Origin of the sequence: Lysobacter sp. TAF61, assembly GCF_052113485.1 — a bacterium.
Lineage (GTDB): Bacteria > Pseudomonadota > Gammaproteobacteria > Xanthomonadales > Xanthomonadaceae > Lysobacter_J.
In genome coordinates this window covers 1-706 of record NZ_JBFRDH010000032.1, presented here as the reverse complement: position 1 = coordinate 706, position 706 = coordinate 1, and the positions used below count along the sequence as shown (strand labels likewise).

The following is a 706-nucleotide window of genomic DNA, read 5'->3' as shown; positions in this document are numbered from 1 at the left end:
CCTGCCCGGGGCCGGCATCGAAGAAGAGCGACCTAGGGGCTAGCGGAGTCGCCCGCCACGCGTCCGCCACCCGTGCGGCTCTACACCCTTACGGCTGCACATCTGCGACAACACGCCTAACGCCAGAGTTAAGCCGCRYCGCGGAGCGGTGTCGGCTTGAATGACTTGTTAGGCCTAGCGCCGCAACCGGAGCCCAGACCTGCGGCCGACTGCTCTGCTTTGACCCAACCCCCGGCGGAATGTATCAGCTCGCGGTGCCCAATGCCGCCGAAGACAGGGCCCCCGGCCGAAGCGGGAAAAATGCTGCACCAAATGGCCGAGGCTGGGGCGTTGTGCGCGCAACCGAAGCAAAACCACGACGACCTCAGACACGACAGCGCGTCGATCCCGGACCGGCCGCAACGTTGCGACTACAGTCCTAACGCCTGAATTAAGCCGAGCCACGAAGTGGCTTCGGCTTGAATGAACTGTTAGGCGGCAAGCCCACGCGCCTAGGCTGCCACCGGAACGAAGATGCGATAAGCGAATCCTGCAGCGCCAAGTCCAAAGAACACAAGCCTCCACCAGTAGCTGTAAGGCATGATCCTGCGATCGATGCTTGCCACCCACCAATTGTCTAAGGCCAACCCCGAGACTGCTTGAAGCGCGAAAAGCGGCCCGAACAAGGAGAGTCCAATAACCGCCCAGCCAGCATCATACGCGGCGG

Annotated in this window: 1 protein-coding gene; it reads right to left on the bottom strand. The window is 62.5% G+C overall.

Going from position 1 to position 706, the window contains the following annotated elements; translation table 11 throughout:
* Positions 1–491 precede the first annotated feature (491 nt).
* Positions 492–706: hypothetical protein (locus AB4Y64_RS17705; protein WP_441817762.1), on the bottom strand; the 215-nt coding region annotated here is incomplete at its 5' end.